Here is a 24667-nt window from a genome sequence, read left to right on the forward strand (position 1 = left end):
TTCATATCCACGCACTCACAAAGAGTGCGACATGGCAGACGCCAGCTGTTCAGCCTCAGAAGGAATTTCAACCCACGCACTCACAAAGAGTGCGACCGTGACCTCTGGCCGGAAATGTTTAGGATTATACAAATTTCAATCCACGCACTCACAAAGAGTGCGACCTTTTTATTTTGGTAAAACCAAGCCTTCATAACTAATTTCAATCCACGCACTCACAAAGAGTGCGACCGGAATAGGCGTCCATATCCACCACGTAAAGCCATTTCAACCCACGCACTCACAAAGAGTGCGACGATTACCCGCTTGGAATTACTACTTTTCAGCATTCATTTCAATCCACGCACTCACAAAGAGTGCGACCGTATTTCTATCTCTGTCTGAGCGAGCTAAACTAGCATTTCAATCCACGCACTCACAAAGAGTGCGACGTGTATAAGGCGCCGCTAGGACGCCACATTTTAAATTTCAATCCACGCACTCACAAAGAGTGCGACTGCTTCTCTATTGTTTTGATTTGCTGAGAGTAACGATTTCAATCCACGCACTCACAAAGAGTGCGACGGAGTCGATGCAATCCACTTGGGAGAGCTACAAGATTTCAATCCACGCACTCACAAAGAGTGCGACCGTTTTATTCTCATGATGGCAATTCGCGCAAATATTTCAATCCACGCACTCACAAAGAGTGCGACAGCGAATTTCAACGAATTTATGGAATGAAACATCCAAAAAAGCGTGAATTTCGTTTTTCTCTCCTATTTTACCATGTGGTCCCACTCACATTAATTCATTTTTACACACATTATTACATATTAAAAGTGCATTTTGGTGCGAACCTCCCTGGGATTTCATGTGCGCTTGGGGTTCGCACCTACTCGCTTAGAATTCTTTCCTTTTATACACTTGCAGTGCAATTACGTAGGAGGCCATGAATAGCACAAACGTGACCGCTAAAAAACTTCCAGAGAACAGCTTGTCTAGATTCATCCCTTGTAGTGCATCAAAGGAAACAGCGCCTAGAAAAATTTCAAATAGCCAAGAACTTAGTAAAAACAACCCGACTGCAGCCATGATGCTAAAAACAAGGATGCCATCCGATTTTTCAGTCCCTAGCAGGTACGTCAATGGATAGTTAAGCAAGCCTGAAATAAGAACGATGCCGACACCATTCATTATCTTATTCACCGCGGAATCGGTCATGACTTGGCCAATCAAGGAATCGGCAACCATAAATAGAGCAACCGTTATGACTATGCCAATGACAATCATCATTGAGTAAAAAAGATAGTGGCTTTGTACGACTTCCCTCCTTTTTAAAGGCAGCGTAAGCACAAATTTACTCCAGCCTGACATCGACTCATGCTTTAAAACTTCTAGGGCTGGCGTAACCATAAAAAAGAGCGGCAACCATGCTGCAAACTGCATCAGCATCTCATTTTGAGTAAACAGCAAAATCGCGGTGATGACCACACTTAACGCGATATAATTCCAGAAGCTTTTTCCTACAGAGTAGTATTGATTTAAGACTAGGCCTTTCATGCTGTTTCACCCCTCATTAACAAAAGCGTCATATCATCAATAGTAAAGTCTTTTTTCGTGATCGAAGAAGGCACTTGTTCCCGATCAGACACAAGCACATCGACGGTGTCTTCATTTTTTTTATATGTGAGAATCAACTTTTGCTGAATAAGATCAAACTCATTTTGCCTGCATTGCAAAATCGCGTATTTCTCCCGCAATTCGGCTTTTTTAACGTTTAACAAAATTTTTCCGTTCTTAATGAAAACGAGAGAGTCGGCGATTTTTTCAATGTCGCTCGTAATATGGGACGACAACAAAATCCCCCGCTTTCCGTCTTGAACAAATCCTTTTAATACATCTAACAGTTCATCCCTTCCCGTCGGGTCAAGGCCTGCTGTCGCTTCATCCAATATTAACAATTTGGCATCGTGGGACAAGGCAACGGCAGCGGAGAGTTTCATCGACATTCCCCGTGAAAACCCTCTAATTTTCTTGTTTCTTGGCAAGGAAAAGAAATCAACATAGTGGTCAAACGTTTTTTGATTCCATTGCTTGTAAATCCGCTGAAAGACATTTCCTAGTTTCACAATGTTTAAGTCCCCAGGCAGTTTGATGTCATCAAACACAACGCCGATATTTTCTTTTAGATGTAGTTTGTCTGGTGCCATCTCTTCTCCAAAAATGTGAATGGTGCCACTGTCTTTCTGGAGTGTTCCTAAAATAGACCCCATTGTAGTCGACTTCCCTGCCCCGTTTTCTCCGATAAATCCAACAATCGAGCCGTACGGTATCGAAAAAGACACACCCTTTAAGGCAAAAGCCGAATCGGAATATTGTTTTCTCAAATTGTCTACTTCTAAAATAAACGACATATCCATTCTCCTTCTTGATTGTAAGATGATAGTCAATCCGCTGTGCAAATCGATTAGCTTGAGTTTGCGTTTGCCAACCGATAAGCACTTGTGCCAACGCCCGCCGTTTTTTTACCCGTTGATACATTGAAGTAACCGACATCTCAATGTATACTTTGTTCATATTGTATATATCATATATATACAAAAATAACGATTTTGTCAATGCCCATTTTTCCACACACAAAAAAGGAGCCTTTGCGGTGTGCAAAGGCTCCTTTTTTACTACTCCTTACTCTTGAAAAGACAAATTTAATGGTTCATCATACATCGTAAAATTCATCTCTATGTTTGTCGACGGCACCTTTTTGTCAACGACTTCAAAGGAGCAGCTATCGAGCCATGCTTGCCCTTTGCCTGACAACAAAAGGCCAAAGGAAATAACGGCACTGTTTTCAGGGACATCTAACACAATCGCATAGCGGTTCCAGTTGGTCGTTCCTACAATCTTGCGGTTTGACATGTTGTCGAATTGGAGCGCATCGTTCATATTGTTATCGACTCGCATCCATAAGCCACAATAATTGGTGACATTTTTGGTTTTGACGAAACCGGAAAAACGGACACGTTTGCCTACATAGTTCTTGGCATTGAATTGCTGCATCAGCGTTGCAAAATCGTCCTCTTCTTGAAGGGCGTACGATTTCAAATAAGCCGATACGCTGCCTTGGTGAACGGTTTCGGTGTCCAATCCATACTCGTATTCGGCAGGCTGACTGCCGCTTAAAAACCAGTGTTTTATCGGAGATGTTTGCAAATCCATCATGTTCCCTCCATTTGCCTGAATGAATTGATGTGGTTGAAATCGAGTGCGATAACGGGCAGGTGGCAAGCCATATAGCCGTTTAAACGCGCGTGTAAACGCTTCTTGGCTTTCGAAGCCACAGGAAAATGCCACTTCAATAACAGGTGTGTCTGTATGCAATAATGTTTTCGCTGCAAAACAAAGGCGGCGTCGTTTTATATATTCAGACAAGCTCAGCCCAACTTCCTGTAAAAAAACACGGTGGAAATGATACGGCGAATAGCCCGCCTTTTTTGCCACATCCGCAACCGAAATGGGGTCCTGTAAATGGCTCTCAATGTAGGCAATGCTCGTTTGGATGCTTTTGTTGTAATCGATCGTCCTCCCCCCTCTCGCCCTTTTATCATAGCAAACCGTCTTTTCTTTTTTTTGATCCAAATTGCGCAAGCTTGGGCCATGTCTCTTCCGTTTATTTTACGTATTACTGCATTCTCGTTTGTCGACACTAGGAAAAGAAGCTTAAACATTAAGGAGAGATGTTACTTGCCATTGCCTTCAAACCATTTGCCTGGACAACGATTGGTTGTCGATTCCTTTTACGACATAGACGCACAACAAGCGGTGTGGGGCGGCCTATGGGGAGCCTTCTCTCCAGTTGGCCCCATTCAAAAAGTGCTGATTCACCGTCCCGGTAATGAATTGCGACAACTAGACAACAAAAGCTATGAAACGTATATAGACGACCAAATTTTACAAGACAATCAAGGTGTCATCGGCAACGATTTGACTGGAACAGATCCGATTGATGTGGCGTTATTGCATCGCCAACATGATCAGTTGCGGCAAGCTTTGCTAGATAGCGGTGCAGAAGTTATAGACTTGGATTTTGTTTCACCAAATCACCCGAAGTCAATCTATGTTCATGATTTAGGCCTTGTTGTTCCTGGTGGCGTCATCTTGCCAAGGCTCGCTTTAGGCATCCGTCAAGGCGAAGAACAAGCGGCTTACCGTACTTTTGCCAAATTGGGCATGCCAGTCTTGGCCACGATTCAAGGCAACGGATTTATCGAAGGCGGCAGCTTTACCATGCTAGATGAACGATCTGCTGTCGTTGGCCGCTCGGTCCGCGTGAACCAAGCAGGCATTGACCAGCTCCGTACCATTTTAGCATGGCAAGAAATGGAGTTGATCGTCGTCGACTTGCCTGCTGACCGCATCCACTTAGATGAGCTGTTTATGCTTGTCGACACAAAAACCGCTCTAGTCGAGCCAAAGCGGCTTCCTTATTGGTTTTTGAAAGAGCTACGATCACGGGGCTATCGCCTGATTTATACAGACCCCAATGATCCAGACCGTGCCGCCAACTGCCTCACCTTAGCACCTGGCCATGTCTTGATTGCTTCTGAATATCCAGGTACGATTAAACAACTACAACAGGCAGGCATTCGCACAAAGACGATTGACACGACGGAAATCCGCAAAATTGGCGGCGGCATCCATTGTGCAGCGCTGCCTTTAGTCAGAGGGCAATAGCAGAGTGGAGAGACAACCTAAATAGGAAAAAATAAGCTTGTTGCCAAAAAAGCAACAAGCCTTCTATTGATGACAGTGTGTAGGGCGCGATTACCGCTATTCATCTGCCGTCGGTATCTTTTCAAGTTCATGCATGTTCCGCACTTCAGGTGTTGCTGGGGAAACCAAACTTGTGATAACGATCGTCAAGCCTGAGATGACAACACCGAAAAAGACGGGCAAATGCCACAGTTCCACTAACAGACCGATAATACCTGTTGAGGCTACTTCAGGACCGGGAACGCCGGTAAACGTCGTCACCCCGTAAGAAAGGAGCCCAAGCGTCACACTGGCCCAAACCGCTTTTGTGCTAACACGCCCCCAAAATGGCGCAAGGACAATTGGCCAAAACAATGTCACAAACACGACATCCCAAGCTAAATAGGCGAGATCAATGACTTTTTGGAAACCTAATGCGAGTAGAAGCCCCAGCGCCGCACTCACACAAATGGCAATGCGAGAAAAGAGCAGCAACTTTTTCGGATCAGGCTGGTCGTTGATTAAATCAAGATAAATGTTCTTCGTCCAAATACCAGCCGATGCCACATAACAAGCAGCCAGCGTTGACATGCCCATCGCCGCCAACGATGTAAGAAAGATCGCTGAAATGATTGGCGGGAAATAGCCATCAGCGAACATAATCATGAGCATTTCTGGATTGTCGCTGTTTGGAAAGATCGTTTTAAAGGCTTCGCCTAACATGCCTGGTATCCAACTGATGCTAATGACAATCACTCCAGCAATAATCATGCTCAAGTACGCAACACGTGGGCTCTTGGCGCCGGCAACACGTTGGCCAAGGTCCGCAGCGGGAATGTCTCCGAGGGCGAGCACCAAATAGAGCGCCCAAAATTCAACGCCGCCTTTTTCAAACAAATTGCTTACATTCCACCAGTCTGGCTGAAAGGTTAAATCGCCGTGCGTAAACAGGACCACGCCTGCAATTCCTAAAATGCCGATTAAGGCGACAACCCCTTGCACAATTTCCGTATAAGCAACGGCCCATAGACCGCCAATTGCTGAATAAACAACGGTTAACAACACAAACAGACAAGCGGCCGGAATAAAATCGATCGCAAAAATCGTTTGAATGACATATGTTCCGCCAACGGTCAGTGCGCCTGCATTAAAAAAGCCAAATGCAACGGCCATAACGGAGCCTGTATAAGCACCAAGTTTTTTGCTGGCAAACCGCAAACCATAATAGTCTGCAATCGTCCAACCGCGCAAGCGCCTGAGCGGTCTCGTCCAAATAAGGGCCCCAAGAATCATGCATGTCCCTAAACCAGCCATTGTCGCGGTTCCCTCGAAGCCGCCGCTTGTGTAGCCAGAGCCGACTGCGGCAAAAAAGAATGGGGCAGCGAGCAAAGCCGCGACTAAGCTGCCGGTTACGACATAAAGGGGCATACTCCAGCCAGCGACGATTAAATCCTCTGCTGTTTTCACACGTTGGTAACCTTTATAGCCCATATAGTAAATAAAAACTAAGTAAATGAGAAAAATGATTATTCCTTCCATTGCGTGTCCTCTCCTATCATGGCATGACAGCCCCACCGTTTGGCCCAAGTATTTGCCCCGTGTAAAAATTGGCGTCATCAGAAGCTAAAAACAGCACACTTTTGGCAATTTCCTCTGGTTTCGCAAGCCGTTTTAATGGGTATGTTTGCGCTTCCTCTTCTGCATAATCGTCGCCAAACGAAGCAAGAATATCGGTCCATGTGCCGCCAGGGGCCACAGCATTGACTAACACATGAGGAGCCAATTCACGTGCTAATGATTTTGTAAATGCGTTGATGGCTCCCTTTGCCGCTGAATAATGGGAGAACTTTTCACAACCTAGATGCCCCAGATCAGAGGAAATGTTAATGATCTTTCCAGCTTTCGCTTCCGTCATCCGTTTTGCGGCTTCGCGGCAATTGTGAAAGGTCCCATACAGATGGACGCGGATCATTCGGTCCCAGCCTTCATCCGTCATATCTATGATAGGCGCCTCTTCTGCAATTCCTGCATTGTTGACAAGGATGTCGATTTTGCCAAATTCCCGATCAACGAGGGCATACATATCCCTCACTTGCTGGGGATCACTGACGTCTGCGTGCCACTTCATCGCACGTACGCCATAGGAAGCGGCGATCGCGCACACTTTTTCTGCTTCCTCCGGATTGCCAATAAAATTAACGAGCACGTCCGCACCAGCTTTAGCCAGCTCCAACGCCACAGCCCGGCCAATGCCTTTGCTCGCTCCTGTAACAACGGCTGTTTTGCCTTTTAGGGCGTTCATTCCAACACGTCCTTTTGCTGCTCAAGCTTAAATTGATTCATCGATTCTTGCAGTTGTTCCGCCATTTGTGTCAGTGAATCAGAACTTGCGGCGATTTCCTTCATCGCAGCGAGCTGTTCCTTAGAAACGGTCGTAACATTGTCTGTTCGGTTGGTCGTTTCCTCTGCAAATCCGGTTAATTCTTGGACAGAGGCGGCCACTTCCTCCGAATTAGCCGATAATTGTTCAGATACAGAAGACACTTCCTCTACTTGGGCCGCGACTTGTTGGGCAGCTCCTAAAATCCGTTGGAATACCTCTCCTGCTTCATTAACGCTGGCAAGCCCTTCTTCCGCATCTTTTGTCCCCGTAGCCATCGATTCAACGGAACGCTCAGTGACCGTTTGGATTTCAGCGATAATATCAGTAATTTGTTTAGCAGAGGCTGCGGATTGTTCAGCCAATTTGCCGACTTCTCCTGCCACGACTGCAAAGCCACGGCCATTCTCTCCTGCTCTCGCTGCTTCAATCGACGCATTCAGTGCAAGCAAATTCGTTTGGTTGGCGATGTTCGTAATAAGCTCAACAATTTTTCCGATTTCACTAGACCGTTCGCCAAGTTCTTGCACTTCTTTTCCTGCTTGATTGACCGACGAGCTGACAGACTGCATTTGTTTTACGACATTTTGGATAATGTCATTGCCTTGGCTCGCTTCTGCCGCTGTCTTTTGGGCAGACTCGGCAACGACTGCTGACGATTGAGCGATACGCTGAATCCCTTGGGCGTTTTCTTCCGTAGCCTTAGCCGTATCTTCTGCTGCTTGCTGGGAAACCCGTGCCCCTTCCGCCATGTCGCCCATTACTGCGACCACTTCATTTGCAGCTTGCTCTGTTTGGTTCGAGGCCGCTGCCACTTGTTGCGATGACGCTGCTACTTGTTCAGACGCATAAGCCATATTCTGGATCAGGGCACGCAAACTTTGCACCATTTGGTTTAACGCCGTAGCCATTTGCCCCACTTCGTCTTTGCTGCGTACCTCTAAAGATGGAACAGCCAAGTCTCCATCAGCCACTTTATTTGTCACTTGAACGACTTGTTTTAATGGTTTTAAGAGGCCATTCACGACAAAATAAACGAGACAGGCAACGATGAGCGTTCCCATAATGGCTGTCAACCATTGGCTAAGTTGTAGCTCGCCGAGAATGCTGTCAATGTACTCAGCTGAGTAGTCGATGCCAATGACAGCAACTGTTTCGCCATGTTCGTTTTCAATTGGGCTAAAGACAGTGCTCCACGTACCGAAGTCATCTTCAAAGACATCGGTGACGACAGGTTCCCCTGATTCAATCGCTTGATGCCCGCCTTCAATATGAATCGATGCCAAGTTATCGAACGATTCGCCAACGTTATAAACGTCCTCTAAATTTTTCGTAAAGCCGAGTGGGATAACGCTGTCCCCCTCCATTTGCCAAATGTAACTCCAGTACATAATGCCTTGCTTTTCCATAATCGTCTCTAGCTGGTTTTGCAAGTGGACAAATGCTTCATCCGTCTCATCGGTAACGCCCATAACCGCCTCTACATCACTTGGATCAAGCGAAGATGCTGTTAACAGGCCAACGCTTCTCAATTCACGCTCCAAGTCGCGGTGCAACTGATCGCTTAACGTACTTTGGCTCATCCATGTCAGAATCACAAAACAAATTATGACTAAAGCGACAATCGGAATCGCTAATTTGTGCCGTAAAGACAGTTGAGAAATCCTCTCCATTTCCTGTTCCCTCCTAAGTTGTTAAAATTGGCTAGCTACACGCCATACATGGCTAGTTCTCTTTTCTTATCGGACAAGAAAAGGCAGAAATGAATCGAATGACTTAAGAATTTAGTACTACGTCAAAATTGCTTCCATCGCTCGTTTTCACACGATAATGAAACAAGAACATGCACAAAAACGAGCAACCACAGCAAAATAAAAACCAGCGTTCTATCAACGCTGGCGAAAGAAAAACAGCTCTTTAACAGATGGAAGCAAGCTTTAGTCCTGATCCTCCCAATATCTTGGTGGTTTTACACGCTTAACAAAAAAAATCGCATCATAAAACTTGTATGGCTTGATAACGAGCGGGGCCATTCCTAGCCATTTCATTTCAAGCAGCCACCAGTTTTGTTTGGACCAAGGACGTTTTTGGCCGATTGCATCAACATTCACTGGCAAAAACAGCACGTCGCGATTAAATTCCATTAGCAGTTTTTCAAGATGGTATTGATTTTTGACGGAAATGTCGTATGGTTGCTTGTAAGGGGACAAACACGTACCGCTGCCCGCATAAAAGCCGACCGAAAGCAAAGAATGAGCGTATTGTTTTGCAAGCAAATGCCCTACCGTCTTGATTCCTAATCCTTTTAATAAAAGAGATCGGTTTTTGCGAATATGATAGTTGTGTGACCAAACAATGATTTTCTCGCCTTTATAGTAGTCAAACAACCACTCGAGGTTTTCATACATAAACACGTCTCTCAAGCTTCCCGAACGAAAACGTCCTTTTAAGTTAACGAGCAACCACTGCTTTCGGTTCACGATCCCCCTATAAATCAATTGCAGCCTTTTAGAGTACACTCCTGCTTGCATCTCTTTCTCCATTAACGAGATCACCTCTTCGTACCCCTCGGCCAATTGTTTCAGCTGCTTCTTCGTGTCTTTCGCCAACTTGACCTCATTTCTTATTTGTGGTTCTAATTCAAAGAACGTCGCTTCGACGTCTTTTAGTTTATTGGCCACATGGCCGCCTATTTCTTTTTCCACACACGAGAGGATACGCTGCGAACAGTCGTTGCTAATCGGCTGTACATCCATTCCCGCAATCGTCAAATCCTTTAAGCCCTCATTCGTAAAAAGCGTAGTCATTTCCTCATTATGGTAAATACCCAATAATCCGTTTTTCATCGCGGATTCAAGGTTTCGATTTCCAAAAAATTCAGTTGTGCTCGCTTCGACAAGACCACTTTCAAGCACGAGCACACGAAAGCCATGCTTCTCATGTAAATATTGAACGAGCTTTATTTTATTTGTATAATATTCGCTCACCCAATGTGAATTTTCACCGAGTAATACGATCTGCTTCCCTTCTAAAAACCGATCTAACTGCTTCCACTCCCCTTCATCCAAAGGGATGAGTTGCTCATTGATTTGTTCTTTCCATTCCGTGCGTTTATCTGCAAATTTGTTAACCATCATCTTTTCCTTTCGAACAGTGTACAGCCGTTCTAATGATTTCTGCCTTCCATTACGAGCGAACAACGTGAGCCTTTCCATAACCAAACAAGGGCATGCAAGAGGACAGGATCGAATGCGTAGACTCATAGAGAAGCAACATAAAACTGATTGGAGGATAAGCAATGTATTTTCATAGCGTCCAGCAAGGCGAAACGTTATCGTCCATTGCCGCTGACTATCGAATTTCTTTGTCCCATCTTATTCAAGCCAATCCAACGATCAACCCGAATCAACTATTCATTGGCCAATCGATTGTCATCCCTGGCCTTCCGAATCCAAACACGATCCCGTATGAAATTCATGTCTCCCTTTCCCAGCATCAGTTGACTTTGCTCCACAATGGCTCTGTCGTAAAAATCTATCCCATTGCGGTCGGAAAAATGCTGACGCAAACACCAACCGGAAATTTTGTCATCGTCAACAAAGCGCCCAACCCAGGAGGTCCATTTGGAACAATGTGGATGTCGCTTTCCAAACTGCATTATGGCATCCATGGCACAAATGATCCTTCTTCAATCGGCAAGTCTGTCTCCCATGGCTGCATTCGCATGCACAATGAAGATGTCGAAGAACTCGCCGCCACTGTCCCGATCGGAACGAGAGTGCGAATTGAACCATAGGCATTCAGCACCGCCGGCCTTGCTACAACGAGCCACTTCCTTTTATGATGAACAAAGAAAGTCAAATCGTGCAAGGAGTACCCAATGGACAGCTTAAAACAACTATTGCAGGAACAGTACCAATTACAGGCACAAACGATTTCTCCGCAAAAGGGCGGCTGGGCAGCACTTGCGTATCGAGTCGAAACAAAGAAACATACTTATTTCTTAAAAATGTACGAAAAGAGCAGAACATCCACGCCAAAATGGACAGCACTCATTGATGAATACGTGCCCGCCCTCATTTGGCTCAACGAGCAAAACGATTTAAACGGCAAAGTGCCAGTGCCGATCCTTACCAAAAATGGCCAATGCAAATGCGAAAACGGCAAAGGCATTTTTCTACTTTACGAGCACATCGAAGGCGAAACAATCGGTACCCAACAACTAACAAACGACCAAGTGGAGCAATTGGCTACAATCATCGCCGCACTCCATGCCATCGGAGAGGAAACAGCGCCTATTGCGACTGCACAGATAAAGGAAGACTTCTCATTGCCTTTTGCCGTCTCCTTATACAAACTGCTGACAGAGCAGCTTGCGATGTTGCCTGATGACATTCAAACAATCATTGCGCCTTTTTCACAACCACTTCTGTCATTGATTGAGTCGACCGAAAAACGGGCTAACACACTTAAACAGCGGCCGCTCCGCTATGCATTATGCCACACCGACTTGCATCATTGGAACTTGATGACGTCACAAGGAGAACTGGTTTTAATTGACTGGGAAGGGCTGAAGCTCGCGCCAGTAGAAGCGGACATGATGTTTGTCGTCGATGAATGTTACAACAATGCGTTTATGGATCACTATCGCAAGCGCCATCCCGACTATGTCATTGACCAAGAATGCTTGGCCTTTTATCAAGGCAGACGGAAGCTCGAAGATATTTGGGAATTTCTTGAACAACTGCTGTTTGACGAACAAAAGCCAACAGAGCGGGCTGCTATATTGGAGGGGTTAGAAAAAGAATTAGAAGCTGTGGCCAAGGCCTGCCTGTGATAGACTGCACCTTGTTAGGTAGGCTTTTTGTCTTTGGAGCAGTGGACTCGGACAAACGATGAGCCTATAGGAATAGACGTGCCGAGGAAATGGCAAAACGCTTCTCCTTTATGCGTCTTCAAAGACGAAAGCGGCTAACTTTATAGAAGAATGGCACTTAAACTAGATGTCCCAACAAGCCAACAGCTATTTAAAGCCAATCGCTAATCCTTAGGAACTTCTGCATACGTCATCGTAAACGGCTGCGTTTTCGCATGATCGATTACGTCTTCAAACTTCCAATGAAAGCGAATCAATTCATCAACCGCCGTTTGCAGCCGTTCCTGTCCTTTTACCGCCTCAGACTCCAACGCTTCAATCGACGCCAAGATGATTTCCCCTTTGGTCGAGTCCAGAATGCCTTTCACTTCCTGCTTCAATTCACCAAGCATGTCCATTTTCGTTTGCAACAATTCCACCACGAGGTTTCGTTTCTCGTCGTGTGTTCGTGCCTGTTCAAGCGTATATGTTCCACTAAAACCAAATGTATTCATCAATCCCACTTCCCTTATCCTGATAAATAAGCAAACATGCCGGCCACATTGTGTTCGACATCAAACATCTCTTCTACTGCTTGGCGCATCGCCTCCGCTTTCTCTCCGATTGACTCCCGGTTTTGCTTGACCAACCAAGCAACGCCTTCAAGTGGCGCGCCTTCAAGCGGCAAAAACGATTCACGAAAACGCAAATTGGTGATGAGCCCGCCATAAGAACTAGGCAACAAATGCTGGTAAGCCCGGTAGTTGCTCTCCATAACGCTCATTTTGGCAGCCAGTTGTTTCTTCTTATGATTGTAAAAGTCCATGTACTCATGCTCAACCACTGCCAAATAGCGCTCCAGCAGTGTATCTTGTTGATCAAGAACCTTTTTTACAGCTTCATACGCGTCTAACGTTTTGCTCAAATTCAGCTTAATTTCGTCCCCACCAGCAGAACCTTCCAAATACAAATCGCCATTTTGATAAGACTTGCCTTCAGCGATTTCATTCATGAGTGCTTCAAGGCTATGATGCTCTTCCGCCGCTTTCGCGATTCCGTCAAACAGTTTATTGATCGTTGCGATCCGATCCTCCATCGACAACTTATACAATAACCCAGCAAACAGGCCATCTTCTATCATCCTGCCAATTGACAGTCCTTCTCCTTCATGAATCCGCTCATAGATCGCCCCTACTTCCGTCAGCACCATTTGCAAATGCCATTTCAGCTGCCGGGCATCTTCCTCAGACAAATACCCCGCTTCCCCCAACTCATCGACGAGTACAGCAACTGTCGTTTTCATCGCCCCAATATCAAGCGGCTCAGCGTTTGGGTGGTCTTTGTAATAAGCCAATGCATCACCAAACGCCTCTTCCATAACACCGGCAACCCCTTCCTCCCCATAAACATTGCCATACGGGGCTAGAAAATGAAGCAACGCCTGCAACTCTTCTTGAGGAATCGCTTCCACAGCTTCGACGAATCCTTTGTTCTCATGGTCCGTACGGTACGTTGCCACATTGCCCACAACAAACATCCCTGGAAAGGAATCAAGCGCATACAAAAAATCACTCTTGGAGCGGGTTTGATGGATATTCGCCCCTTTGTCTATGTAATATTCCTGGGCAAACGCTTCGAGTTCTGCGGCGGGGATGGAGTGGACAGATTCAGTATTTAATCGTGAGAGGTTAAATTCCCTTTCTACCGCTCTTCTAAAGTCTCTGTCATAACGTATTTGTTGGACAGCATTAGCCTGTGCGCCATTAAACGTGTGCACTTCTGAGAAGTACGATTTATTAAGTTGAATTGCAGATACGGTGTTGTGGCCTTTGGAATGGGCAAGAGCATAAATGGGGACCTCTTCATCAATGTTATTTTTTTCGCCTACTTCCTCAAGAAAAGCTTCCGTGTTTTCTGCATATTGAGCGCCTCCGGTGCCGACACCAACACCAAACAAATTGTCGATCCAATCTTCAGGTGACACACTTCCTCGGGAGATAAATACCACTTCATTCACATCATCAGGATCTTCTTTGTCAGCCAAGACAATTGCCGTTCCTTTCGCATCTGCGGTAAAAGAATAATTCTCCATTCGTTCAATGTGAATCTTCGCCTCAAGCGGCTCCCCCATTTCCTCCAGGTAAATCCGTCCAACTGCTTCAATGATCGCCTCATCGGTCATCTTCGGGAATTGATACTCAAGATTGGTAATTCTCATTTGCACCATCTCATTATCGAAAACACTGCTCATCCCAAATCTCCTTTCCTATTGATCTAACAAACGAATGGAATGCATTAGCTTCTCCGCCATCGCGATATCCTCTTCAAAACTAAGAGTGCATTCTTCTTCTCCCTGGCACATCGCCGTATACGAGTATGAAATCGCCTGGTTCCTATCCTTGGCAAAAAGGTAACTAAAATATTGCACGTACGGGCCGTACTCATCCTTATCTTCCAAGCTCCCGTAATACATTTCTAAACCATTTGCTTCCACATACTTATATTCTCCTTCGAAATTATTTGCACGTTTAAATACATTTAAATAACTTTGTTTTAATTCTTCAGGGTAATGGCTTTGGTACATAACTTGAACATCGTATAGTTTTTTTTCACGATAATTATTAAACGTATAAATGACCGTTTCAGCATCATCGTTTTCAATATCATGAAGCAGATCGGAAATAATCCCATTTTCCGGAATCAGCATCTCAAAGCCATCAAGTTTTCCTCTCATTTGGTGAAAACCCGGCTCGACATCAGTAGACACTAAAAACTCTTTTGTAAATTCATCTTCAACCGCTAGAAAATCTTCGTTATTCTCCACTCCTTCGTTCTCCCCTTCCTGTTCAGCGTCATCATCTTCTGGCGTTTGTTCAGTACTGGGATTTTCCTCTGTCTCTTCTCCATTCACTTCTTCTTCTGGCTCTTGTTGGTCATTGGCTGTATTGCACCCTCCAATTAGAAACACTGCGCACAGTGTACTTATGGTAAGCCACTTTTTCACTGTCGTTTCCCCTTTCTGTCGAATCAGGGTTTTGCTTATGTATAAACACTAATTATTTGTCTATTTTTATATTTCTTATTGTTAGGATATAAGTGTGCCCTGTTTCCTGCAAGAGGCTCTATGTCGGTTTTTGTTGCGCTACTAAAGACCTACGGACGACAAGTGACTCTACTTAACTATTCCTTACCGAGGCTTCTCTGCTTCAAAACCCCTTCCCTATGAGTCAATTAAACAAATAGCATGCTTCCCCTTCAAGGCTGAGGGGTCATTCTTCTCCCCCTGGGCATATTGCTATATAAAACAAATACAAGAAAGCCTGCTTTGATCAACATTTTTCAAATGTAGGCTCTCTTCTCTTTGTTAAATCAGTCTTTATAAGGCCATTTTGATCAACTTTATTTTAAACAACTGCGAACAATCGTTGTTGTCTCTATTTAGACCGAAATAAAGTTGAATCGCTTTCCAGCTTATTATCAATAAACGCCACAATACGTTGCAAATCCTGTATTTGAGTCATAATCTTTTCTTTATAATCTAAAAGAGTTCTTTTTAATTCGGGAATAACATTGATGTTTTCCTTAATAGGCAATTTTATAATTTTTTTCATCTCATTTAATGACATTCCTGTTTTTTTTAGACAAATAATCAATTCCATTAACTCTTTATCTTCATCACCGTAAATTCGATGTCCATTTTGTTTTCTTTTTGCATAGGGAAGCAAGCCAATCTTTTCATAATAGCGGATTGCATCTTCCGTTAATCCAGTTTTCTCGGAAATTTGCTTAATAGAATACGTGCCCAAATCATCACCCTCTGTCTGATTTTCATTTCATTAAAATTCCACACACTATGCAGCTTATAAAACGAGAAACTCATTTTTGTAAATATCATACAGTCGATTAAGTACTTCTTCCTCATGCCCCGAGAGTTTGATAGCAGTTTCTTTGCCCTTGTTTATAAAAATCCCGGTAATCTCGTTGTTGAAAGCAGCATCGTATAAGCGGGAAGCCCCTTTACTTGGGGGAGTAAACATAAGATTCCTTATGAGAAGGATATAGCTTGGCATTCCCTTTCCTTTAGTTAACCTCGTCTTATTTGGTCCTGGGCAGACACTGCGAATTTTTATTCCCTCACTCGATAGCTCTGGTGCAATTCCATTCGTCCACAAGGATAGGGCCAATTTACTGTTGGCATAAGGACCTATCAACTTTTTAAAAGGAGTTTTAGGATTGATTATTGTATTTAAGTCAAATTGCTTTAAAAATAACAAAGAATTGGAAGATGTGTTGATTATCGTTTTATCCTGCCCTTTTAGTAACAGTTCTCTAAGTTCCATTGTAATGATGAAAGGCACTAATGTATTAACCTCGAAATGGAGTTCACGCCCCTGCTTGGAATATTTGTATTCAGCAAAAGAGACTCCAGCATTGTTGAAAAGCAAGTCAATTTTAGCCTCGCTTTTTTTAATCTGGTCAAGTGCATTTCTAAGGCTTGAGAAATCAGCTAAATCCGCTTTATATACTCTTAAATGGTTCTTTTTAAGAGCATCAATGATGATTGGTTGTTCATTTGAAAAATCAGAGCGGATTAAAGCAGCCACTTCCCAGCCTCGTAATAGCAGATTTTTCGTCAGTTCCAATCCAATCCCAGAGTTAGCTCCAGTGATCAATACTACTTTGTTATGTTCCTTCATTTAACCCTTCCTTTCTGTGTTTCAAAATAGTAAATACAGAATACTACTTGGAGTGAACACCAAGTCAAGAAAAATCACGGAAAAACCCAACTTCTTTCATTCATTAGATAAGTTGGTTTTTTTCTCTGTCTAGTAGTTTGCGTACATGCCGCACTTTGCCGTTAACCACACCAACCGAAAAACTCGTGTAAAATCGTGGAAGACGGGAAGCAAAAATGTGTGATGGCTTCACTTAATGAATGCTCTCAACTGCTCTAATTATAAATTTTAATGAATTACGATTTAAACATGTTACGAATCGGTAGATTAACAAAAAGGAAATTGACGTGTTTAATAGAATGAAGATTTTAGACACATTTCGTCAGAAGGGAGAAAGCTAATGGAACTAACAATCATAAGCAGTGTGCGGACCAATAATTTTAATGACGATCGGTTGATGGAAAAGATTGCAGGATTGTGGAAGGAAGCTTCAAGTCATTTAAACCAGAATCAGATAATTTATGGTGTGTATCATAATTATGAGAGTGACTATAAGGGGGATTATACATTAAGCATTGCTATAGAAGATAGCCAAGGCCATCCTTCATTGAAAATACCAAAGAACGGAAACTATGAAATTGTCCCTGTCGACACAACCGATGAACAAGGTGTGGTTCACACGTGGAAAAAGATTTGGGAAAGCGAGGATTCACGTACATTAACGAGGGCATACACATACGATTTTGAAAAGTATTATCCAAATGGAGACATTGAGATTTACATAGCCATTGAACATTAAAGGGGGATTTGTTACGCAACAAACCGCAGATTTCAGGACGATACAAAACGTTATGTAGTTTCCATTTTACCATCACTCTATTTAGGAAAGGCTTTTGGGAGGAAGCCTTAACAGCGACACGGCTACGACCAGATATGCGACCATGGCAATGAGAAAAACCGCCATTTACATCGTCCCCTCTCTTAATGCTTATCTTAAGCATAAGCACTGCACATAAAGGAAAGGTGAAGGAAACGTAAAGTGTTTGTGAATATGTCGGATGCCAACAATAATAAGGTTTAATTCCCTTTTTATGTAACCGATATAAAGAATGCACATCTCAAAAAAAGCGCCCCGGCCACTGTCAGCTTCTATCTACATTCAATAAAAGCGAGGGAAGACGATGCACATTACAAATGCCACACATTCCGTTCTAACTAGAGCTTCTGCAGCAAATAAAAACGAGGTTTCTTATAAAGCAACGAGACCAATGCCAGAAACGCAAGCCACTTCAGTACCTCAACAAAAGAGTGGTCCTGATTTAAAAGAGCTTACTGGAAAATATCATATCCGCAACGCCACATTTGCCGAGTTAAACGAATTAGCATCTGCGTTGTATCAGGCAGGAGAGATTAGCCACCAAGATCTCGCTACCCTGACATTTAATTACGATAAAGCCCTGTCCGACCTTAGAGAACACCAAGGCATTTCACAACCATTCCCTTATCAAGAAAACGAACGCCGCGATTGGATTGAAGTGTTTCGGGATCGGGCTGAATCAAGCAGGCAAACAGGCAACCTCCTTGGCTACCACAACCGCATGAACGTGGTGAACATTCTAGAGAGGTTGGATGCGTAATGAGATTAATAGAAGCAGATGCTTTGTGCATCTGCTTCTATTCGCCTGCAATTCTTTTTATCTCTTTTTAATAAATCAAGGTATTTTAGTGGAATACCTCTACCATTATTTAAGCCGTTCCAAGCGATCAACCAGCTCGGCACGTACGCACCGAGCCTTTCTCCTTCTACTGTTGAACCAATTTAAGTTCGACAGGAATAAAGTCATCAATCTCTTCTCCGCTCAGAACAGAGAATGCAGCCTCCAACGCTTCTTCTCCAATTAGCGTTGGTTGTTGAGCAACGGTTCCTGCCAAACCTCCGCTTTCAACAGAGTTTACAGCGTCATCTGTGGCGTCAAATCCAACAACCACAATATCGTCACGACCAATAGCGGATACAGCTTCGAGTGCACCGAGCGCCATCTCGTCATTATGGGCAAACACACCAGCAATGTCGGGATTGCTTTGCAAGATGTTTTCCATCACTGCCAAACCTTCTGCTCTATCAAAATTAGCCGTTTGTTTTGCAGCTACATGTAAATTCCCATCTGCGACGTTGTTAAATCCTTCTCCCCGTTCACGTGCCGCCGATGAGCCGGGGATGCCCTCAAGTTCAGCGACAGTCGCCCCTTCGCCAACAAGCTCAAGCAACAATTCACCAGCCATTTCACCACCGGCGATGTTATCGGATGCAATATGCGTGACAACTTCACCGCTGTCAGCTGCACGGTCAACAGTAATCACAGGGATGTCCGCTGCATTCGCTGCCTCAATAGCTGCTGCCACTGCAGAAGAATCTGTTGGGTTCACAAGAATTAAATCTACTCCCCGCTGGATTAAATCTTCCACATCATTGATTTGTTTGGCATTGTCATCTTGCGCATCGACTGAAATCATTTCCAACCCAAGTTCAGTTGCTTTCGCTTTTGCCCCTTCTTCTAAAGTGACAAAAAACGGGTTGTTCATTGTTGAAATGGAAAAGCCCACTGTAAATTCACCATCATTTGCACCACCATCGGAACCGTCTACTGGCTCTGATTCCTCAGAAACTGGAGATTCCATTGAACAAGCCGCCATTAGTGCAGCGATTCCGATCATTGCAACCGATAATTGTCGTTTTTCCATTGTAAATCCTCCCTCTATAAAGTTAAGCTATCTCCTGACATAAACACCAACTGATATTGATAGGTTAAGAGCCATCCTAATACCAGAACTCCTTAAGCTGTTTTTCTGCGATCAAGCAAGACTGCAAGTAAAATGACACTTCCTTTAACCATTTGCTGGAAAAAAGAGCTGACACCAAGCAAATTCAACCCATTATTCAACACTCCTATGATTAAGGCACCAATAAGCGTTCCGACAATCCACCCTTTTCCACCTGTTAAACTCGTTCCCCCGAGCACAACCGCAGCAATCGCGTCAAGTTCGTACATCGTGCCAGCCGTTGGTTGAGCTGAATTTAGCCTCGACGTTAAAATCACACCAGCAACGGCTGCCAAAAATCCAGTCAGAGAGTATACGTAAATCTTAATTCGGTCGACTTTGATGCCTGATAGAATCGATGCTTCCTCATTGCCACCAACTGCATATACGCGACGGCCAAATGTGGTTTTCTTTAAAATCAAGTACAAGATAACAAAGCTAATCATCATCGTAATCGCCGGCATTGGAATTCCAAAAAAGTAGCCGCCTCCAAGCATTTGGAACAATGTAGAATCACCTAAGTTTGATACAGGCCTGCCATCTGTAAACATTAAGGTCGCGCCTCGGTAAATCGTCATCGTCGCCAGTGTCGCAATAAATGGTGCTACTTTTCCTTTTGCAATGATTATGCCATTTATTGCACCAAGTGCTGCTCCAACAAGCAATCCAATTAAGATCGCTAAGATCGGGTCCATCCCTGACGAAAGTAAGGTTGCAGTGACCGCTCCAGAAAAAGCAAGAATTGCACCAACTGATAAATCAATCCCACCTGTCAAAATGACAAACGTCATTCCAAATGCAATGAGCGCATTAATGGATACTTGCCGAAGGACATTGAGGAGATTCGGCGCTGATAAGAATCCTGGGTTTAGAATGCTAATAATTAATATGATAAGGAAAAGGCCGATAAATGGACCAAGCGTCGCTGTTAATGCCTTGACTCGTTTATTGGTGAACATGTTTGTCTCCTCCCGTCGCATAGTGCATAATCGTTTCTTCTGATAACTCATTGCGGTCAAGTACTTTCATTAATTTGCCTTCAAACATCACGGCAACGCGTGTGCTCATGCCGATAATTTCCGGCAGTTCTGAAGAAACCATTATAATTGCCACACCTTGCTTGGCCAGTTCATTCATAATTGTATAGATCTCTTTTTTCGCACCTACATCAACGCCCCGAGTTGGTTCATCCAAAATGAGCACTTTCGGCTTCATACCAAGCCATTTAGCGATAACCACTTTTTGCTGGTTTCCTCCACTCAGTGATTTCGCTTTTTGGTGGGGGCCGGAGGTACGAACACCTAACTTCTTTACAAGTTCTTGATAAAGAGCCTGTTCTTTTGTAAAAGACATCATGCTTCCCGAAGAAACGGTTGCTAAGTTCGTTATGGAGAGATTGTCCCGAACTGAAAAATTAACGATAAGTCCTTTTGTTTTTCGGTCTTCTGGCACAAAGGCAATGCCATTCTCAATTGCATCAACCGGTCGTTTAAATACAACTGGCTTTTGATCGATTTCAATCGTGCCACTATGCAAATGCCGATAGCCAAAAATGCTTTCCACCACTTCTGAGCGCCCCGCCCCCATCAAACCAGCAATACCAAAGATTTCACCTTCCCGCACCTCAAAGGTAACGCTTTCAAATTCATTTTTTCTACTCACATTTTTTACGGCGAGTTTTACCGCACCTGGTTCTAAATCATGATCAGGGTAGCGACCTCCAAGCTCTCGACCGACCATTAATTTGACGATCTCATCAAAACTCGTCTCGGCAATGACTTTCGTGCTCACATAGTTTCCATCACGAAGGACTGTAATACGTTGACACAAGGAGAAGATTTCTTCCATTCGATGGGATATATAAACGAAAGTCACGCCTTTCTCCTGCAAGCCACGAATAACAGTAAACAATGTATCAATCTCCCGGTCTGTTAGCGCTGCTGTTGGCTCGTCCATAATAATAATGTCTGCATTTGTCATAAGGGCTTTGGCAATTTCAATCAATTGCTGCTTCCCGACTGATAAAGCACCTGCCCGGTCCGAAGCTTTTACTTTAAGACCAAGCTCGGCCAGCTGTTGTTCAGCATATTCGTTCATCTTTTTCGTTTTAAGCCAACCCGTTTTTCCAACGGTGTACTCATTGCCAAGAAACAAATTCTCTGCAACTGACAGCTCTGGCAAAATATTGAGTTCTTGATGAATGACAGCAATTCCGTCTTTTTCCGCATCTTTTGGGTGCGTGTAGGCAACCTCCTTCCCTTTCACACGGACAACCCCTTCATCCCTTGGATAAATGCCCGTTAAAATTTTCATAAGGGTAGACTTACCAGCACCATTTTCGCCCATTAACGCGTGAATTTCTCCTTTTTCAAGCGTGAAAGACACATTTTTCAACACGTGGTTTCCACTAAATGACTTGCTTATCTGGCTCATTTCAACAATCATAGCCACACCTCTTCTTTAGAAAATAACCCCTGCGCGTAAGATGACATTGGCGTATGGTGCACATTCGCCTGTACGGATGATTGCTTTCGCTTTACTTGTTTCCGCTTTCAATTCATCATGAGGCAAATAACGAATCGAAATTTGCCTGTTTTCCAGTTCCTGATGAATGGACGGGCTTTCTGTTCTAACTTCTGTTGCCGCCATCATTAACTCCACTTCCATATCGGCCAATACTTCTGTTAGAACATCAACAAAATTTGGTACACCTAACCTAATGGAAAGATCGATGCATTCAACGTTAGACGGTATTGGTAATCCGCAATCTGCTATGACGATTTGGTCTGTATGCCCTAGCGACGCAAGCACCCGGGCAATATCACGATTTAAGATGCCTAATTTCTTCATGGTTGATCCTCCTGAATGCTTGATAGGTTGATCCTTCCTGCAAAAAGACACTACTGTCTTTCCAACAGAAAAGCAGCCACCTCTTCTTTACTCGGCATCCCGCCCTGAGCGCCAAATGACTGTACCGATAACGCTGCCGCTGCATTAGCGTACATCACCGCCTCTCGCATTGGCTTTCCGCTTGCAAGCGCAACAGCCAGTGCGCCGTTAAAGGTATCACCTGCACCTGTTGTATCTACTGGCATAACGCGATGACCAGTAATACGTTGTTCCACCCCATTCTCTGTCCACATCACACCAGCAGCACCTTGGGTAACAATTAGTTTCTCTTTTAAATGAACATTCGTATTTGCAAACAACTGTGCCTGCTCTGACTCATTAGGCGTAATCCATGTACTATTCTCATACGTTTGTTGCGATAACTTCTGTGCTGGCGCTGGATTAAGAATGACCGGTACTTGATGTTTCTTACAAAGGGCAATTGCATACTCAACTGCTTTTAACGGAATTTCCAATTGAATCAACACAATATCACTGTCTGCAATCACTTCTTCACATGTGGATAAAAATGCTTCGTTCACATATTCATTTGCTCCAGCTGTGACAATAATTCGGTTATCCCCATCTGAAAGCAGAATCGTAGCTACTCCGGAACTACAGTGTGTAACGGGTTCCACATGATCCACACAAACACCTTCATCTTGAAGCCCCTGCTTAAGCAGCTCGCCAAAGGCATCATCGCCCACACGCCCTATCATGCGGACGTCAGCACCAAGCCTAGCTGCAGCCACAGCTTGATTTGCCCCTTTACCACCAGGCACTGTTTTAAAGCCCTTTCCCATTACGGTTTCTCCTTGAGCTGGCACATGGTCCGTACTCGTCACCATATCCATGTTAATGCTACCAATGACAGCCACTTTTCGTTTAACCACTAGGCACCACCTCCTTTTGTTGTTCCTCGTATGGTTAAAGTCGTCGGCAGTTCATGCCAATACGACTGCAAAGACCTTTTTTCTATTAGTTGCACCAATAGTTGTATCGCCAGTTCGCCCATCTCGTATATCGGCTGTTGTACCGTTGTTAACGAAGGCACCAACATATTGCCAAATAAAATGCCATCAAAGCCTACAATTTGTAAGTCTTCTGGAATCGAGCGTTTTAATGTATGAGCTGCTTTCATCGCTCCAGCCGCTGCTACATCACTGCTTGTAAAAATACCATCAATTGTCGGGTGTTTTTCAAGCAAAGCACGAACGGCTTCTTCCGCTTGCTCTATTTGAAAGCCCGTCTCCACGATGATATGAGCAATTCCATTTGCTTCAACAACTTCCTTAAACCCTTCGTATCTCTCATCAGCAGGATTCAGGCCTTTCGGTCCACGCAAATGAGCTATAAATGCACAACCTTGTTCAATTAAGTGCTCCGTAGCAGCCTTTGCCCCATTTTTGTTTTCAGATACGACAGTCGGAATGTTGGCGCTAACAAAACGGTCCAACGCAACTACAGGCAAGTCAAGTGTCTCATAGTGTTCATACGTCCCAGTGCCAGTCGCTAAAATAAGCCCGTCTACATACTTTTGTTGAAGAGCGTGGACATAATGTTGCTCTTTTTTTAACTCGTTATCAGTATTGCACAGCACAACCGTGTAGCCTTTCTTGAGTGCCACATCTTCAATCGCTCGGGCAAGTTCGGGGAAAAAAGGGTTTGCTATATCAGGGACAAGCAACCCAATCATTCCTGATGTTTTATGATAAAGTGTACGCGCTACAGCGTTTGGTTTATAATTTAACGTTTCAATAGCTGTCTTCACAGCCTGTTCAGCTTCTTTGCTGACATAGCCTTTTTGGTTTAACACGCGCGAGACGGTCGCCACGGAAACCTTAGCGTATTTCGCAACATCCTTAATTGTCGTCATACTCATTCTCCTAACACATGTAACCGGTTACAGATAATATATGACGGAAGTGCTTGTTTGTCAATGACTATTTCTTTCATTTAATCGTTATCCACAATTGACTACTGAAGGCTAAAAAACAAAAACGGTTTCCCCCTTTTCACGTAAAAGTGCTTCAGACTCCGGAATGGGCAAATCGTTTGTTCAAATGATGCGACTCATTTTCGAAAGGCTCTTGTCCACCGAAATAAAAACATGAGAGGAGATGCGGCTGCAAGGAAGGTTGAAAAAAGAGTTCAAGTCAGCTCGGATCTCCTCGACCGTGTCTCTAACTGTTTTCTACTTCAATTTACAACGCCCCTATCAATCTCAAACCTTTTAATTGATCGAACAGCATTTGCATCCCTTCCCTCTCTATAAGAAAGCATCTCTAGCTGAAAAAGGATCAGAGCTTGTGATGT

Annotated in this window: 23 protein-coding genes and 1 CRISPR repeat array (1 of these 24 running past the window's edge); of the genes, 5 read left to right on the forward strand and 18 right to left on the reverse strand. The window is 44.0% G+C overall.

The genetic code is table 11. The features are described from left to right. Window positions 1–695: direct repeats of the CRISPR family, unit length 32 nt; unit sequence ATTTCAATCCACGCACTCACAAAGAGTGCGAC; it begins 1 nt to the left of the window's first position. Window positions 696–882: 187 nt separating this feature from the next. The 3 genes from V5G21_RS06245 to V5G21_RS06255 all read right to left on the reverse strand — a co-directional run bounded on the left by V5G21_RS06245 (window position 883) and on the right by V5G21_RS06255 (window position 3558). Next, window positions 883–1542 carry an ABC-2 transporter permease gene (locus tag V5G21_RS06245; RefSeq protein ID WP_035203364.1) on the reverse strand — a complete coding sequence of 220 codons (660 nt, stop codon included), beginning with the start codon at window positions 1540–1542 and terminating at the stop codon, window positions 883–885. Continuing rightward, window positions 1539–2396 carry an ABC transporter ATP-binding protein gene (locus V5G21_RS06250; RefSeq protein ID WP_035203367.1) on the reverse strand — a complete coding sequence of 286 codons (858 nt, stop codon included), beginning with the start codon at window positions 2394–2396 and terminating at the stop codon, window positions 1539–1541. Before V5G21_RS06250 ends, V5G21_RS06245 begins: the two co-directional genes overlap by 4 nt. Before the next feature lie 271 nt (window positions 2397–2667). Continuing rightward, window positions 2668–3558, reverse strand: a complete 891-nt coding sequence (locus V5G21_RS06255; protein WP_035203700.1) for a helix-turn-helix transcriptional regulator — start codon at window positions 3556–3558, stop codon at window positions 2668–2670. 165 nt (window positions 3559–3723) lie between these two features. Between V5G21_RS06255 and V5G21_RS06260 the strand changes: the two genes are divergently transcribed. Further along, window positions 3724–4713 carry a dimethylarginine dimethylaminohydrolase family protein gene (locus V5G21_RS06260; protein WP_041824123.1) on the forward strand — a complete coding sequence of 330 codons (990 nt, stop codon included), beginning with the start codon at window positions 3724–3726 and terminating at the stop codon, window positions 4711–4713. 96 nt (window positions 4714–4809) lie between these two features. Here V5G21_RS06260 and V5G21_RS06265 read toward each other — a convergent pair whose 3' ends face one another. The 4 genes from V5G21_RS06265 to V5G21_RS06280 form a co-directional block, all read right to left on the reverse strand. Next, window positions 4810–6270 carry a sodium:solute symporter family protein gene (locus V5G21_RS06265; RefSeq protein WP_035203373.1) on the reverse strand — a complete coding sequence of 487 codons (1461 nt, stop codon included), beginning with the start codon at window positions 6268–6270 and terminating at the stop codon, window positions 4810–4812. Window positions 6271–6286: 16 nt separating this feature from the next. Then, entirely contained in the window at window positions 6287–7033 is a 747-nt protein-coding gene (locus tag V5G21_RS06270) for a 3-oxoacyl-ACP reductase family protein (protein WP_338465375.1), read from the reverse strand. Beyond that, window positions 7030–8784: a methyl-accepting chemotaxis protein gene (locus V5G21_RS06275; protein ID WP_338465376.1), complete on the reverse strand. Its 1755-nt coding sequence runs from the start codon at window positions 8782–8784 to the stop codon at window positions 7030–7032. Before V5G21_RS06275 ends, V5G21_RS06270 begins: the two co-directional genes overlap by 4 nt. 264 nt (window positions 8785–9048) lie before the next feature. Continuing rightward, on the reverse strand, window positions 9049–10245 hold the full coding sequence (locus V5G21_RS06280) for an erythromycin esterase family protein (protein WP_338465377.1): 1197 nt from the start codon (window positions 10243–10245) through the stop codon (window positions 9049–9051). A 164-nt stretch (window positions 10246–10409) separates the two neighbouring features. Here V5G21_RS06280 and V5G21_RS06285 point away from each other — a divergent pair, with 164 nt between their 5' ends. Then, window positions 10410–10907, forward strand: coding sequence for a L,D-transpeptidase family protein (locus tag V5G21_RS06285; protein WP_269029471.1), 498 nt, complete (start codon window positions 10410–10412; stop codon window positions 10905–10907). A gap of 84 nt (window positions 10908–10991) precedes the next feature. Continuing rightward, window positions 10992–11948, forward strand: a complete 957-nt coding sequence (locus V5G21_RS06290) for an aminoglycoside phosphotransferase family protein (protein WP_095326484.1) — start codon at window positions 10992–10994, stop codon at window positions 11946–11948. 203 nt (window positions 11949–12151) lie between these two features. Here V5G21_RS06290 and V5G21_RS06295 read toward each other — a convergent pair whose 3' ends face one another. The 5 genes from V5G21_RS06295 to V5G21_RS06315 form a co-directional block, all read right to left on the reverse strand. Next, window positions 12152–12481 carry a hypothetical protein gene (locus V5G21_RS06295; RefSeq protein ID WP_338465378.1) on the reverse strand — a complete coding sequence of 110 codons (330 nt, stop codon included), beginning with the start codon at window positions 12479–12481 and terminating at the stop codon, window positions 12152–12154. A 14-nt stretch (window positions 12482–12495) separates the two neighbouring features. Further along, window positions 12496–14217, reverse strand: coding sequence for a DUF6792 domain-containing protein (locus V5G21_RS06300; protein WP_338465380.1), 1722 nt, complete (start codon window positions 14215–14217; stop codon window positions 12496–12498). A gap of 15 nt (window positions 14218–14232) precedes the next feature. Next, on the reverse strand, window positions 14233–14970 hold the full coding sequence (locus V5G21_RS06305) for a hypothetical protein (protein ID WP_338465382.1): 738 nt from the start codon (window positions 14968–14970) through the stop codon (window positions 14233–14235). 430 nt (window positions 14971–15400) lie between these two features. After that, window positions 15401–15772, reverse strand: coding sequence for a MerR family transcriptional regulator (locus tag V5G21_RS06310; RefSeq protein WP_338465384.1), 372 nt, complete (start codon window positions 15770–15772; stop codon window positions 15401–15403). Between the two features lie 54 nt (window positions 15773–15826). Continuing rightward, window positions 15827–16663, reverse strand: a complete 837-nt coding sequence (locus V5G21_RS06315; protein WP_338465385.1) for an SDR family NAD(P)-dependent oxidoreductase — start codon at window positions 16661–16663, stop codon at window positions 15827–15829. A gap of 379 nt (window positions 16664–17042) precedes the next feature. Between V5G21_RS06315 and V5G21_RS06320 the strand changes: the two genes are divergently transcribed. Together V5G21_RS06320 and V5G21_RS06325 are read left to right on the forward strand one after the other, a co-directional pair. Next, window positions 17043–17441, forward strand: a complete 399-nt coding sequence (locus tag V5G21_RS06320) for a GyrI-like domain-containing protein (protein ID WP_338465386.1) — start codon at window positions 17043–17045, stop codon at window positions 17439–17441. A 382-nt stretch (window positions 17442–17823) separates the two neighbouring features. Next, on the forward strand, window positions 17824–18279 hold the full coding sequence (locus V5G21_RS06325; RefSeq protein WP_338465387.1) for a hypothetical protein: 456 nt from the start codon (window positions 17824–17826) through the stop codon (window positions 18277–18279). Between the two features lie 166 nt (window positions 18280–18445). Here V5G21_RS06325 and rbsB read toward each other — a convergent pair whose 3' ends face one another. The 6 genes from rbsB to V5G21_RS06355 all read right to left on the reverse strand — a co-directional run bounded on the left by rbsB (window position 18446) and on the right by V5G21_RS06355 (window position 24227). Beyond that, window positions 18446–19384, reverse strand: coding sequence for a ribose ABC transporter substrate-binding protein RbsB (rbsB, locus tag V5G21_RS06330; RefSeq protein ID WP_011248382.1), 939 nt, complete (start codon window positions 19382–19384; stop codon window positions 18446–18448). Window positions 19385–19476: 92 nt separating this feature from the next. Further along, window positions 19477–20442 carry an ABC transporter permease subunit gene (locus tag V5G21_RS06335; RefSeq protein WP_372513872.1) on the reverse strand — a complete coding sequence of 322 codons (966 nt, stop codon included), beginning with the start codon at window positions 20440–20442 and terminating at the stop codon, window positions 19477–19479. After that, window positions 20408–21907: a sugar ABC transporter ATP-binding protein gene (locus V5G21_RS06340; protein WP_095326490.1), complete on the reverse strand. Its 1500-nt coding sequence runs from the start codon at window positions 21905–21907 to the stop codon at window positions 20408–20410. The genes V5G21_RS06335 and V5G21_RS06340 overlap by 35 nt, the downstream gene beginning before the upstream one ends. 15 nt (window positions 21908–21922) lie before the next feature. Next, entirely contained in the window at window positions 21923–22312 is a 390-nt protein-coding gene (gene rbsD / locus V5G21_RS06345) for a D-ribose pyranase (protein WP_011248385.1), read from the reverse strand. A gap of 50 nt (window positions 22313–22362) precedes the next feature. After that, window positions 22363–23244, reverse strand: a complete 882-nt coding sequence (gene rbsK / locus V5G21_RS06350; RefSeq protein WP_035203411.1) for a ribokinase — start codon at window positions 23242–23244, stop codon at window positions 22363–22365. Continuing rightward, window positions 23244–24227 (reverse strand): LacI family DNA-binding transcriptional regulator, encoded by a 984-nt coding sequence (locus tag V5G21_RS06355; RefSeq protein ID WP_011248387.1) that lies wholly within the window; start codon window positions 24225–24227, stop codon window positions 23244–23246. The genes rbsK and V5G21_RS06355 overlap by 1 nt, the downstream gene beginning before the upstream one ends. Window positions 24228–24667 lie beyond the last annotated feature (440 nt).

Origin of the sequence: Shouchella rhizosphaerae (assembly GCF_036700015.1) — a bacterium.
GTDB classification, from domain to species: Bacteria; Bacillota; Bacilli; order Bacillales; family Bacillaceae_D; genus Shouchella; species Shouchella rhizosphaerae.